Annotated in this window: 10 protein-coding genes; 8 read left to right on the top strand and 2 right to left on the bottom strand. The window is 61.1% G+C overall.

Annotation, left to right across the window (positions count from 1 at the left end):
• The first annotated feature begins 239 nt into the window (after positions 1-239).
• From J4E63_RS24605 to J4E63_RS24570, 8 genes are all read left to right on the top strand, one after another.
• The gene (locus J4E63_RS24605) at positions 240-1,865 is read left to right on the top strand and encodes an ABC transporter substrate-binding protein (RefSeq protein WP_207283615.1); all 1,626 of its coding nucleotides are present in this window, start codon (positions 240-242) and stop codon (positions 1,863-1,865) included.
• A 399-nt stretch (positions 1,866-2,264) separates the two neighbouring features.
• Complete coding sequence (locus tag J4E63_RS24600) at positions 2,265-3,866, top strand: ABC transporter substrate-binding protein (RefSeq protein ID WP_192261461.1); 1,602 nt, start codon at positions 2,265-2,267, stop codon at positions 3,864-3,866.
• A 170-nt stretch (positions 3,867-4,036) separates the two neighbouring features.
• Positions 4,037-5,452, top strand: coding sequence for an OprD family porin (locus J4E63_RS24595; protein WP_060739189.1), 1,416 nt, complete (start codon positions 4,037-4,039; stop codon positions 5,450-5,452).
• 75 nt (positions 5,453-5,527) lie between these two features.
• Positions 5,528-7,123: an ABC transporter substrate-binding protein gene (locus J4E63_RS24590; RefSeq protein WP_207283614.1), complete on the top strand. Its 1,596-nt coding sequence runs from the start codon at positions 5,528-5,530 to the stop codon at positions 7,121-7,123.
• Between the two features lie 74 nt (positions 7,124-7,197).
• Positions 7,198-8,208 (top strand): ABC transporter permease subunit, encoded by a 1,011-nt coding sequence (locus J4E63_RS24585; RefSeq protein WP_053118417.1) that lies wholly within the window; start codon positions 7,198-7,200, stop codon positions 8,206-8,208.
• Between the two features lie 10 nt (positions 8,209-8,218).
• Entirely contained in the window at positions 8,219-9,130 is a 912-nt protein-coding gene (locus J4E63_RS24580; protein WP_060739191.1) for an ABC transporter permease subunit, read from the top strand.
• A 10-nt stretch (positions 9,131-9,140) separates the two neighbouring features.
• Complete coding sequence (locus tag J4E63_RS24575) at positions 9,141-10,109, top strand: ABC transporter ATP-binding protein (protein WP_014336599.1); 969 nt, start codon at positions 9,141-9,143, stop codon at positions 10,107-10,109.
• Complete coding sequence (locus tag J4E63_RS24570) at positions 10,109-11,089, top strand: peptide ABC transporter ATP-binding protein (RefSeq protein ID WP_207283613.1); 981 nt, start codon at positions 10,109-10,111, stop codon at positions 11,087-11,089. The genes J4E63_RS24575 and J4E63_RS24570 overlap by 1 nt, the downstream gene beginning before the upstream one ends.
• 200 nt (positions 11,090-11,289) lie before the next feature.
• On the opposite strand, the gene J4E63_RS24565 is transcribed toward J4E63_RS24570, so the two are convergent.
• Together J4E63_RS24565 and J4E63_RS24560 are read right to left on the bottom strand one after the other, a co-directional pair.
• On the bottom strand, positions 11,290-11,547 hold the full coding sequence (locus J4E63_RS24565; protein WP_207283612.1) for a hypothetical protein: 258 nt from the start codon (positions 11,545-11,547) through the stop codon (positions 11,290-11,292).
• A 413-nt stretch (positions 11,548-11,960) separates the two neighbouring features.
• Positions 11,961-13,544, bottom strand: coding sequence for a peptide chain release factor 3 (locus tag J4E63_RS24560; protein ID WP_207283611.1), 1,584 nt, complete (start codon positions 13,542-13,544; stop codon positions 11,961-11,963).
• Positions 13,545-13,649 lie beyond the last annotated feature (105 nt).

Here is a 13,649-nt window from a genome sequence, read left to right as displayed (position 1 = left end):
GCGCATCGAAGCCCCGCGATGCACCGGAAAAGGGCGCAATTCGCCCCTAAAAAACGCGCGCAAACGATCAAATGCGTCGGAAGTTACACAGATGCGACATTAAGGTACGTTCGTGCCACTGTTTCGGACTTGTGACCGCTCTGGATCTTGCATTGGGTATGGGGCCTGCATAAGTATCCGCAGGACGACTCACGAGGTCGCCCTCAAATCAAAAAATGACAACAAATCATGAGGCCAACATGCTTAAACAAGCGGTCATCCCGTTTTTAGTCGGCGCGAGCTTATTAGCCAGCGCATCTTTCGCCCAAGCCGCGACTAACCTGGTGTTCTGCTCCGAAGGGAGCCCAGCCGGTTTTGACCCTGGTCAGTACACCACCGGAACCGACTTCGACGCCTCTGCAGAGACCGTATTCAATCGTCTGACCCAGTTTGAACGCGGCGGCACCGCTGTGATTCCTGGCCTGGCGACCAAGTGGGATATTTCCGAAGACGGCCTGACCTACACCTTCCACCTGCGTGAAGGCGTCAAGTTCCACACCACCCCGTACTTCAAGCCGACCCGCGAGTTCAACGCCGACGACGTGCTGTTCACCTTCAATCGCATGATCAGCAAGGATGACCCGTTCCGTAAGGCGTACCCGACTGAATTCCCGTACTTCACCGACATGGGCATGGACACCAACATTGCCAAGGTCGAGAAGCTCGACGACAAGACCGTCAAGTTCACCCTCAACGCCGTAGACGCCGCGTTCATCCAGAACATGGCCATGCACTTCGCCTCCATCCAGTCCGCCGAGTACGCCGCCCAGTTGCTCAAGGAAGGCAAGCCTTCCGACATCAACCAGAAGCCGATCGGGACTGGCCCGTTCGTGTTCAAGAGCTACCAGAAAGACTCGAACATCCGCTTCACCGGCAACAAGGAATACTGGCTTCCGGAAGACGTGAAGATCGACAACCTGATCTTCGCCATCACCACCGACCCGTCGGTGCGTATCCAGAAGCTGAAAAAGAATGAATGCCAGGTCACGCTCTTCCCACGCCCGGCCGACCTCAAGGCGATCAAGGAAGACAAGAACCTGAAGATGCCGGACCAACCGGGCTTCAACCTGGGCTACATCGCCTACAACGTGATGGACAAGATCAAGGGCAGCGACCAGCCCAACCCGATGGCCCAGCTGAAAGTGCGCCAGGCACTGGACATGGCCGTCAACAAGCAGCAGATCATCGACTCGGTGTACCAGGGCGCCGGCCAACTGGCCGTCAATGCCATGCCTCCGACCCAATGGTCCTACGACACCACCATCAAGGACGCCGCGTACAACCCGGAGAAAGCCAAGGAGCTGCTCAAGGAAGCCGGTATCAAGGAAGGCACCGAGATCACCCTGTGGGCCATGCCGGTCCAGCGTCCCTACAACCCGAACGCCAAGCTGATGGCCGAAATGCTGCAATCGGACTGGGCCAAGATCGGGATCAAGGCCAAGATCGTCACTTACGAATGGGGCGAATACATCAAGCGTTCCAAAGGTGGTGAAAACGGCGCCATGCTGATCGGCTGGAGCGGCGACAACGGTGACCCGGACAACTGGCTCAACGTGTTGTTTGGCTGCGACTCGCTGCAAGGCAACAACTTCTCGAAATGGTGCGACAAGAAGTTCGACGACATCGTCAAGCAAGCCAAGCGCACTTCGGATCAATCCAAACGCACCGAGCTGTACAAACAGGCGCAGCACATTCTCAAAGACGCTGTTCCGATGACCCCCATCGCTCACTCGACGGTGTTCCAACCCATGCGCGCCAACGTGCAGGACTTCAAGATCAGCCCATTTGGCTTGAACTCCTTCTACGGCGTCAGCGTCAGCAACTAAGGTGACCTGTGGCGAGGGAGCTTGCTCCCGCTGGGCCGGTCCGACGCTTCGGACGTAGCGGCCCCTCTTTTGAGCGCGATGGCGGAGCGATAAGCAACGCCATCGCGAGCAGGGCTCGCCCCCACGGCATACCGTTGCTTTACGCCAAGACCTAGGAAAACGCCTACATCCAAAAGCACTGCGTACCACAGCAGTTGGTTTGGGACGTATCGCCTTTTCCCACAAGTCTTTCAGGCATTACGCATTTACCGCCCGGCCCACGGCTCATACCGTCGGCACTTGGACGACTTGCCAGCCCTGCGGCATCGCTACGCAATGGAATGAACTCAGTGCCCCGGACCTGTCCCCGGAAGGACACCGGTTCACTGTTAAAACACCCCGAACGAGAGAGGGAGCGTCATGCGCCATACCTTGGTTTTATCCGCATTGCTGGGCACCGGCCTGTTGGCCGCGACGTCCGCCACCCAGGCCGCCGGCGGTAGCCTGGTGTTCTGTTCCGAAGGCAGCCCCGCCGGTTTCGACACCGCGCAATACACCACGGCCACCGACAACGATGCCGCCGAACCGCTGTACAACCGCCTGGCCGAGTTCGAAAAAGGCGCGACCAACGTCGTCCCAGGCCTGGCAACCCGCTGGGACATTTCCGAAGACGGCTTGAAGTACACCTTCCACCTGCGCGAAGGGGTGAAATTTCACACCACCGACTACTTCACGCCGACCCGGGATTTCAACGCCGACGACGTACTGTTCACCTTCAACCGCATGCTTGATCCGCAGCATCCGTTCCGCAAGGCCTACCCCACCGAGTTCCCCTACTTCAACGGCATGAGCCTGAACAAGAACATCGCCAAGGTGGAAGCGACCGGGCCATTGACCGTGGTCATGACCCTCAACAGCGTGGACGCCGCGTTCATCCAGAACATCGCCATGAGCTTCGCCGCGATCCTGTCGGCCGAATACGCCGATCAATTGCTCAAGAGCGGCAAGCCGAGCGACATCAACCAGAAGCCGATCGGCACCGGGCCGTTCGAGTTCAAGAGCTACCAGAAAGACTCCAACATCCGCTACGTCGCCAACCAGCAGTACTGGGCGCCGGAGCGGGTGAAGCTGAACAACCTGATCTTCTCCATCAACACCGACGCCTCGGTGCGGGTGCAGAAGCTCAAGGCCAACGAGTGCCAGGTCACCCTGCATCCGCGTCCCGCCGACGTGCCGGCCTTGAAGAACGACCCCAAGCTGCAACTGATCGAAAAACCGGGCTTCAACCTCGGCTACATCGCCTACAACACCCGCCACAAGCCGTTCGACCAGGTCGAAGTGCGCCGTGCGCTGGACATGGCGGTGAACAAGCAAGGCATTCTCAATGCGGTGTACCAGGGCGCAGGGCAACTGGCGGTCAACGCCATGCCACCGACGCAGTGGTCCTACGACGACACCATCAAGGACGTCGCCTACAACCCGGAAAAAGCCAAGGAGTTGCTCAAGGCCGCCGGGGTCAAGGAAGGCACCGAAATCACCCTCTGGGCCATGCCCGTGCAACGTCCGTACAACCCCAACGCCAAGCTGATGGCCGAGATGCTCCAGGCCGACTGGGCGAAGATCGGCTTGAAAGTGAAGATCGTCAGCTACGAATGGGGCGAGTACATCAAGCGCACCAAGAACGGCGAGCACGACGTCAGCCTGATCGGTTGGACCGGTGACAACGGGGACCCGGACAACTGGCTCGGCACGCTGTACAGCTGCGACGCCATTGGTGGCAACAACTACTCCATGTGGTGCGACCAGGACTACGACAAGCTGATCAAGCAGGCCAAGGTCGTCACCGACCGCGACCAGCGCACCGTGCTCTACAAACAGGCCCAGCAGTTGCTCAAGCAGCAAGTGCCGATCACCCCTGTTGCCCACTCGACGGTCAACCAGCCGCTGAGTGCCAAAGTCGAAGGGTTCAAAGTCAGCCCCTTCGGTCGCAATGTCTTTTCGGGCGTCAGCCTGAACCCATAACCGTTAGCCACACAGCGCGGGCTTCCTATGGAAGCCCCACGCCGACGTATTGCCGTAATTCGCCAATCAGGCACCAGGCAAACGTTTGCAAGCTGTGAATGAGTTGTAAAACCGATAGCCGTATCACCAAAAAAGAACGGCATTAAAAAGAAAGAAAAGGAGCGTTACCGATGAAACTGAGCAACACCGCGATACTGGCCTTGGCCATCAGCAGCATCAGCGCAACAGCGTTTGCAGAATCCCAGAGCCAGGCGGTCACCCCGGTGACCCTCAAGACCACCAGCGAGCAAAGCGAAGCCAAGGGTTTCATCGACGGCCAGTCCATCACGGGCACCACGCGCAACTGGTACGCCAACGAGCAATTCAAGCGCGGCACGAAACTCACCTATCGCAAGAACGGTGAAGCACGCGAGACCGACCGCCGGATCAACTGGCTGCAAGGCACCATCATCAAGTACAACTCGGGCTTCACCGAAGGCACCGTGGGCTTCAGCACTGAACTGGCCGCCTACAACGCCATCGCCCTGGACCAGGACCGCAAGGACCTGGCGTCCAACAACGGCGGCGCGCCGACCACCCGTCCTGGCGCCGGCAACAACCGTACCCTGACCCGCGAAGGCGGCGACGCCGTGGGCCAGTGGAGCAAGCTGGGCCTGGCGAACGTCAAGGCCCGCGTTTCCAACACCACCCTGACCGCCGGCCGCCAGAACTTCAGCAGCCCGATGGTCGACGTCATCGGCAACCGTGCCCTGCCCTCCAGCTTCCAGGGTGTGAGCCTGCACAGCGAAGAATTCGAAAACCTGGGCTTCGACATCGCCACCTTCGACCGCAACTCGCCGCGTACCGAAGAGAGCCTGCGCAAGTTCCGCTCCGAATACGGTGACAGCAGCGTCGAGACCGATCACGTCAACACCGCCGGTATCACTTACCAGCCACTGGCCAGCCTGAAGACCAGCCTCTGGGCGACCCAGGCCGAGGACATGTGGAACCAGTACTACTTCGGCGCCACCCATGAGCTGGGCGACAGCTCGGTGCTGAGCCTGACCACCGGCCTGAACTACTACAAGACCGTGGACTCGGGCAAAAGCAAGCTGGGCGAAATCGACAACGACACCTACTCCCTGTCGTTCGGCCTGACGCACCAGGCCCACAGCCTGACGTTCTCGTACCAGGAAGTGAACGGTAACGAGTACTTCGACTACCTGCACGAAACCAACGGCATCTACCTGGCCAACTCCCTGCTGTCGGACTTCAACGGCCCGAACGAGAAATCCTTCCAGATCGCCTACGGCCTGAACATGGCTGAATACGGCGTGCCAGGCCTGAAGTTCAACATCTACCAGGCGCGCGGCTGGGGTATCGACGGTACGCACTACAACAGCACCGGTTACAGCGATGTCCGGGCGATGGACGGCGAGCACCACTACGAATACGGCGTCGGTGCGTCCTATGCCGTACAGAGCGGCCCTCTGAAAGCCACCGCAATCCGTGCGACCTACACCGCACACCGCGCCAGCGAAAACCAGGCCGACGGCAGCCTCAACGAGTTCCGCCTGGTCACCACCATCCCGTTCAACATTCTCTAAACTGCCACCGGGCGGTCGACTCACGAGGTCGTCCGCCTGGTCTTTTGCCACTGACCCGATTGCAGAGGATTGACGATGAACATGATTCCCCTACGCGCCGCCATCGCCGCCGCATTGCTGAGCGTCGCCGTTGGCGCCACAGCCAAACCCCTGGTGGTTTGCACAGAAGCCAGCCCGGAAGGCTTCGACATGGTCCAGTACACGACTGCAGTCACTGCCGATGCCGTGGCGGAAACCATTTTCAATCGCCTGGCCGATTTCAAGCCCGGCACCACCGAGGTGATTCCGGCCCTGGCCGAATCCTGGGACATCAGTGACGATGGCCTGACGTACACCTTCCACCTGCGCAAGGGCGTCAAGTTCCACACCACCGAATACTTCAAGCCGACCCGCGACATGAACGCCGACGACGTGGTCTGGAGTTTCCAGCGCCAGCTGGACCCGAACCACCCGTGGCACAAACTGTCGAGCGTGGGCTTCCCCTACTTTGAAAGCATGGGCTTCAAGGAACTGCTCAAAAGCGTCGAGAAAGTCGACGAGCAAACGGTCAAGTTCAGCCTGACCCGCCGCGAAGCGCCCTTTCTGGCCGACATCGCCATGGCCTTCTCCTCGATCTACCCGGCCGAATACGCCGACCAGTTGCTCAAGGCCGGCAAGGCCGGCGACCTCAACAGCAAGCCGGTCGGCACCGGGCCGTTCGTCTTCCAGCGCTACAACAAGGACGCCCAGGTTCGCTTCAAGGCCAACCCGGACTACTTCCGTGGCAAGCCACCGGCCGATGCGCTGGTATTGGCCATCGCCATCGACAACAACGTGCGCATGCAGAAGCTCAAGACCAACGAGTGCCAGATCGCGCTGTACCCCAAACCCGATGACATCCCCAGCATCAAGAAAGACCCGAACCTGAAGGTCGCTGAACTGGACGCGATGACGGTTTCCTACACGGCCCTGAACACCAGCCACAAATACATGAGCGACGTGCGGGTGCGCAAAGCCATCGACCTGGCCTTCGACAAGGAAGCCTACGTCAATGCGCTGTTCGGCAAGGGCAACGCCACCGTGGCGGTCAACCCGTACCCGCCAACCCTGCTGGGTTTCAACCACGACCTGAAGAACCCGCCCCGCAACCTCGACAAGGCCCGCGAGCTGCTCAAGGAAGCCGGCGTGCCGGAAGGCACCGTGTTCACCCTGTTCACCCGCAACGGCGGCGGCCCGACCAACCCCAACCCGATGCTCGGCGCGCAGATGATGCAGGCGGACCTGGCGAAGGTCGGGATCAAGGTCGACATCCGCGTGATGGAATGGGGCGAAATGCTCAAGCGCGCGAAAAACGGCGAGCACGACATGGTCTCCGCCGGATGGGCGGGTGATAACGGCGACCCGGATAACTTCCTGACGCCTATGCTCAGTTGCGAGGCGGCCAAGAACGGCGAAAACTACGCGCGCTGGTGCAACGAGAAATTCCAGGCACTGATCGACCAGGCTCGCGCCACAGTGAACCCCGAGGAGCGTATCAAGCTCTATGAGCAGGCCCAGGTGCTTTTCAACCAGGACCTGCCTTGGATCAGCATGGCCCACACCCGTATGTTCACGGCCATGCGCAACAACGTAGAGGGTTATGTGATTAGCCCGCTCACCACCAACAACTTCGCCACCACCCAGGTGAAGTAGATAAGAAGACGCCCGGCAACCCTAACCCAGGGATTGCCGGGCACGCCTAACCGGCTGATGAGGTACACCTGAAGATGTTTAGTTTTATTGCCCGCCGACTGGGATTATTGATCCCCACGTTCTTCGGCATCACCTTGCTGACCTTCGCGTTGATTCGCATGATCCCCGGCGACCCCGTGGAAGTGATGATGGGCGAACGTCGGGTCGATCCCGAAATGCATGCACAGGCAATGGAACGCCTTGGCCTCAATAAACCGCTGTATGCCCAGTACCTGGACTACATCGGCAAGCTGGCCCAGGGCGATCTCGGCGAATCGCTGCGTACCCGTGAAAGCGTATGGACCGAGTTCAGCTCCCTGTTTCCCGCGACCCTGGAACTGTCCATGGCCGCCCTGTTGTTCGCCGGTATCCTGGGCCTGCTGGCCGGGGTGATCGCGGCACTCAAGCGAGGATCCCTGTTCGACCATGGGGTGATGGGCATCTCCCTGGCGGGGTATTCGATGCCGATCTTCTGGTGGGGCCTGATCCTGATCATGTTCTTCTCGGTGTCCCTGGGCTGGACGCCGGTGTCGGGACGGATCGACCTGCTCTACGACATCGAGCCGAAAACCGGCTTCATGCTGATCGACACGCTGTTGGCCGACGAGCCGGGCGCGTTCCTCGATGCCCTGCACCACCTGATCCTGCCGGCCATCGTGCTGGGCACCATTCCGCTGGCGGTGATCGCCCGCATGACCCGCTCTTCGATGCTCGAAGTGCTGCGTGAAGACTACATCCGCACCGCCAAGGCCAAGGGCCTGTCGCCGTCGCGCGTGGTGTTCGTGCATGGCCTGCGCAACGCACTGATCCCGGTGCTGACCGTGGTCGGCCTGCAAGTCGGCACGCTGCTGGCCGGTGCGGTCCTGACCGAAACGATCTTCTCCTGGCCGGGCATCGGCAAGTGGCTGATCGAAGCCATCGGCGCCCGGGACTACCCCGTGGTGCAGAACGGCATCCTGTTAATCGCCTGCCTGGTGATTCTGGTCAACTTCGTCGTGGACATCCTCTACGGCTTTGCCAACCCACGCATCCGTCACCAGCGCTGAGATCAAAACCATGAGTACTCCAACTACCGCGGTAGCAGTCGATCAAAGCCTGCTGTACCCGTCCCCGTACAAAGAATTCTGGCACGCGTTTTCCCGCAACAAGGGCGCCGTGGCCGGGCTGCTGTTCATGATCCTGGTGGTGTTCTGCGCGCTCTTCGCGCCGTGGGTCGCGCCTCACGACCCGAGCGAGCAGTACCGCGACTTCCTGCTGACGCCGCCGGCGTGGCTTGAAGGCGGGCAGATCCAGTTCCTGCTGGGCACCGACGAACTGGGCCGCGATTTGCTGTCGCGCCTGATCCAGGGTTCGCGCCTGTCGCTGCTGATCGGTTTGTCGTCGGTGGTGATGTCGCTGATCCCGGGCATCCTGCTGGGGCTGTTCGCCGGGTTCTTCCCGCGCATCCTCGGCCCGACCATCATGCGCCTGATGGACATCATGCTGGCCCTGCCTTCGCTGCTGCTGGCCGTGGCGATTGTCGCCATCCTCGGCCCAGGCCTGATCAACACCGTGATCGCCATCGCCATCGTCTCGCTGCCGTCCTACGTACGCCTGACCCGCGCCGCCGTGATGGGCGAACTGAACCGCGACTACGTGACCGCCGCGCGCCTGGCCGGTGCCGGCCTGCCGCGCCTGATGTTCATCACCGTGCTGCCCAACTGCATGGCACCGCTGATCGTCCAGGCGACGCTGAGCTTTTCCTCGGCCATCCTCGACGCCGCCGCCCTGGGCTTCCTCGGCCTCGGCGTGCAACCGCCAACCCCGGAGTGGGGCACCATGCTGGCCTCGGCCCGGGACTACATCGAACGCGCCTGGTGGGTCGTGAGCCTGCCTGGCTTGACCATTTTGCTCAGCGTGCTGGCAATCAACCTGATGGGCGACGGTCTGCGCGATGCGCTGGACCCGAAACTCAAGAATGCCGCCTGAGGAGATTCCCATGTCACTGCTAGAAATCAAGAATCTCAACGTTCGTTTCGGCGACGCCACCGCCGTGCCGGTGGTCGATGGCCTGGACCTGAGCGTGGAAAAAGGCGAAGTCCTGGCGATCGTCGGCGAATCGGGCTCGGGTAAATCCGTGACCATGATGGCGCTGATGGGCCTGATCGAGCACCCCGGCATCGTCACCGCCGATGCGCTGAACTTCGACGGCAAGAACATGCTCAAGCTGAGCAACCGCCAGCGCCGGCAGATCGTCGGCAAGGACCTGGCGATGGTCTTCCAGGACCCGATGACCGCGCTCAACCCCAGCTACACCGTGGGTTTCCAGATCGAAGAAGTGCTGCGCCTGCACCTGAAAATGTCCGGCAAGGCCGCCCGCAAGCGCGCCATCGAACTGCTGGAAAAAGTCGAGATCCCGGGCGCTGCCAGCCGCATGGACGCCTACCCGCATCAGCTGTCCGGCGGCATGAGCCAGCGCGTGGCAATTGCCATGGCCATTGCCGGCGAGCCGAAACTGCTGATCGCCGACGAACCGACCACCGCCCTCGACGTGACCATCCAGGCCCAGATCATGGACCTGCTGCTGGCCCTGCAAAAAGAACAGGACATGGGCCTGGTGCTGATCACCCACGACCTGGCCGTGGTGGCTGAAACCGCCCAGCGCGTGTGCGTGATGTACGCCGGCCAGGCCGTGGAAGTGGGCCAGGTGCCGCAACTGTTCGACATTCCGGCCCACCCGTACAGCGAAGCGCTGCTGGCGGCGATTCCGGAGCACAGCATGGGCGCCGAGCGCCTGGCGACCCTGCCGGGCATCGTGCCCGGCCGCTACGACCGTCCGCAAGGCTGCCTGCTGTCGCCGCGCTGCCCGTACGTGCAGGACAACTGCCGGCAACAACGCCCGGCCCTCGATCCGAAATCCAACAGCCTCGCCCGCTGCTTCTACCCGTTGAACCAGGAGGTGGCGTGATGGCCGTCGTACTTACCGCCCGTGACCTGACCCGTCATTACGAAGTGTCCCGCGGCATGTTCAAGGGCCATGCGACCGTGCGCGCCCTCAACGGTGTGTCGTTCGAACTGGAAGCTGGCAAGACCCTGGCCGTGGTGGGTGAATCCGGTTGCGGCAAATCCACCCTGGCCCGGGCCCTGACGCTGATCGAAGAACCGTCTTCCGGCTCCTTGAAAATCGCCGGCCAGGAAGTGACCGGCGCCAACAAGGCCGAACGCAAGCAACTGCGCAAAGACGTGCAGATGGTGTTCCAGAGCCCCTATGCATCCCTCAACCCGCGGCAGAAGATCGGCGATCAACTGGCCGAGCCGTTGCTGATCAACACCAACCTGTCGGCTACCGAACGGCGGGAAAAAGTCCAGGCGATGATGAAGCAGGTGGGCTTGCGTCCCGAGCATTACCAGCGCTACCCGCACATGTTCTCCGGCGGCCAGCGCCAGCGCATCGCCCTGGCCCGTGCCATGATGCTGCAACCCAAGGTGCTGGTGGCGGACGAACCGACATCGGCGCTGGACGTGTCGATCCAGGCGCAGGTACTGAACCTGTTCATGGACTTGCAGCAGGAATTCAATACCGCCTACGTGTTCATTTCCCACAACCTGGCGGTGGTGCAGCACGTGGCCGACGACGTGATGGTGATGTACCTCGGCCGCCCGGTGGAAATGGGCCCCAACGAGAACATCTACAGCCGCCCGTTGCACCCGTACACCCAGGCGCTGCTGTCGGCCACGCCGACCATCCACCCGGACCCGAACAAGCCGAAGATCAAGATCGTCGGCGAACTGCCCAACCCGCTCAACCCACCGTCCGGCTGCGCCTTCCACAAACGCTGCCCGTACGCCACCGAGCGCTGCAAGACCGAAGAACCGGCGCTTCGCCCGCTCGATAACCGTCTGGTGGCCTGTCACTACGCCGAGCGGTTCCTCGAAGGCGCGGCGTAAGGCAAAAGGCAGATAGAGCACGTGTGGCGAGGGCGCTTGCTCCCGCTGGGCCGCGAAGCGGACCCTCCTTTTGGGCCTGCTGCGCAGTCCAGCGGGAGCAAGCTCCCTCGCCACGGGTAATGCATCAAACTGAACACCTGAAAAACCCTCCGTCCGACGAAGCAACAGCCGGGCAGGAGGGTTTTTTATTGGTCTCGACTCTACGTCTGGCTATCGCCCTCGTCGCCCTCACCACTATCCCCGCCGTCGTCGGGCTCCTGGTCGATGGTCGAGTCATCATCGTCCTGATCACCCGGTTCCTCTGTGGTGGTCACGGCAAGCATCATCTCGCCTTGCGCCACTTGCCCACTCGACGCGTGCTGCTCATGCTCATCGCATTCGGCCCATGCGGCGGTAGAGCCCAGGGACAGCATCACCAAAACCTTCAGCAAAAACATCATGCGTAGAAGCTTGTTCATAGCCAACTCCTTCTTTTCCGGATGAAGCCGAGGCCGACGGCGCTCAAGAAATCTAGTTCTGAACAGGCCGGTTCACCAGATAGGACGCCGCATAACAACCAGAAATGCCGCAGCTCGACAGATTGGTTTCGAATAAGGGTTATCTCCAATCCAACTAACCGCCAAAACCCAGTGTGGGAGCGAGCTTGCTCGCGATGACGGCAGCTCATCCAACATCCAGGCAAGCTGACCCACCGCTATCGCGAGCAAGCTCGCTCCCACAGGGGTCACGAGTGACCGAGAGATTGAGGATTGGCACAAAGCCAATGTGGGAGCGAGCTTGCTCGCGATAGCGGCTGCATATCCAACATCAGGCAAGCTGACCCACCGCCATCGCGAGCAAGCTCGCTCCCACAATGGGTCACTCTTGATGTTTAGTGATGCTCACGGGTCGCGCGGAATTTCACATCCGGCCAGCGCTCTTCCATCAGCGCCAGGTTGACCCGGGTCGGGGCCAGGTAGGTCAGGTGACCGCCGCCGTCCAAGGCGAGGTTTTCCACAGCCTTGTTGGAGAATTCCTCGAGCTTTTTCTTGTCGCCGCATTCGACCCAACGGGCGGAGTACACGGTGATTGGCTCGTAGGAGCATTCAACCTTGTATTCCTCTTTCAAGCGGCTGGCGACCACATCGAACTGCAGCACACCGACGGCGCCGAGGATGATGTCGTTGCTGCGCTCCGGGAAGAACACCTGGGTGGCGCCCTCTTCGGCCAACTGCTGCAGGCCCTGGCGCAACTGCTTGGACTTGAGCGGGTCCTTCAGGCGTACGCGGCGGAACAGTTCCGGGGCGAAGTGCGGGATGCCGGTGAAACCCAGGGCTTCGCCTTCGGTGAAGGTGTCGCCGATCTGGATGGTGCCGTGGTTGTGCAGGCCGATGATGTCACCGGCGAAGGCTTCTTCCAGTTGCTCGCGTTCCGAGGAGAAGAAGGTCAAGGCGTCGCCGATGCGCACGTCCTTGCCGGTGCGCACGTGGCGCATCTTCATGCCCTTGTCGTATTTGCCGGAGCAGATGCGCATGAAGGCGATACGGTCGCGGTGCTTGGGGTCCATGTTCGCCTGGATCTTGAACACGAAGCCCGAGAACTTCTCTTCCACCGGCTCCACGGTGCGCTCGTTGGCGACGCGTGGCAGCGGGCGCGGGGCCCAGTCCACAACGGCGTCGAGCACATGGTCCACGCCGAAGTTGCCCAGGGCGGTACCGAAGAACACCGGGGTCAGTTGGCCGTCGAGGAATTCCTGCTGGTTGAACTCATGGCAGGCGCCCTGCACCAGCTCCAGTTGCTCGACGAAACGATCGTACTCATCGCCCAGGTGCGCGCGGGCCTCGTCGGAGTCGAGCTTCTCGATGATCTTCACCTCGGTACGCTCGTGCCCGTGACCGGCGGTGTAGACGATGATGTAGTCGTCGGCCAGGTGGTACACGCCCTTGAAGTCGCGGTAGCAACCGATCGGCCAGGTGATCGGCGCCGCCTTGATCTTCAGGACCGCTTCGATCTCGTCGAGCAGTTCGATCGGGTCACGGATGTCGCGGTCGAGTTTGTTGATGAAACTGACGATCGGCGTGTCCCGCAGGCGGCAGACGTCCATCAGCGCGATGGTCCGTGGTTCGACGCCTTTACCGCCGTCGAGGACCATCAAGGCCGAGTCCACTGCCGTCAGGGTGCGGTAGGTGTCTTCGGAGAAGTCTTCGTGGCCCGGGGTGTCGAGCAGGTTGATCATGTGGTCGCGATACGGGAACTGCATGACCGACGTGGTAATGGAGATACCCCGCTGCTTTTCCATTTCCATCCAGTCGGAGGTGGCATGGCGATCGGACTTGCGAGACTTCACCGTGCCGGCGACCGCAATCGCCTTGCCCATCAGCAAGAGCTTTTCGGTGATGGTGGTCTTACCGGCATCGGGGTGGGAAATAATGGCGAAAGTGCGGCGTTTCGCGACTTCGGCGGCCTGTTTGGTCATGGGAAATCGCCTGGCAGGTGATTCAAAAAAGGGCGGCGATTATAGCTCAACTTGTGCCAGGAACCGAACCGTTGAGCACATCCAGGGTGGCCAGATCATCCCTTC

Source organism: Pseudomonas sp. FW300-N2F2, from assembly GCF_017351655.1.
Lineage (GTDB): Bacteria > Pseudomonadota > Gammaproteobacteria > Pseudomonadales > Pseudomonadaceae > Aquipseudomonas > Aquipseudomonas fluorescens_AA.
The sequence above is the reverse complement of the archived record's forward strand: the minus strand, read 5'-3'. Positions and strand labels throughout refer to the sequence as shown.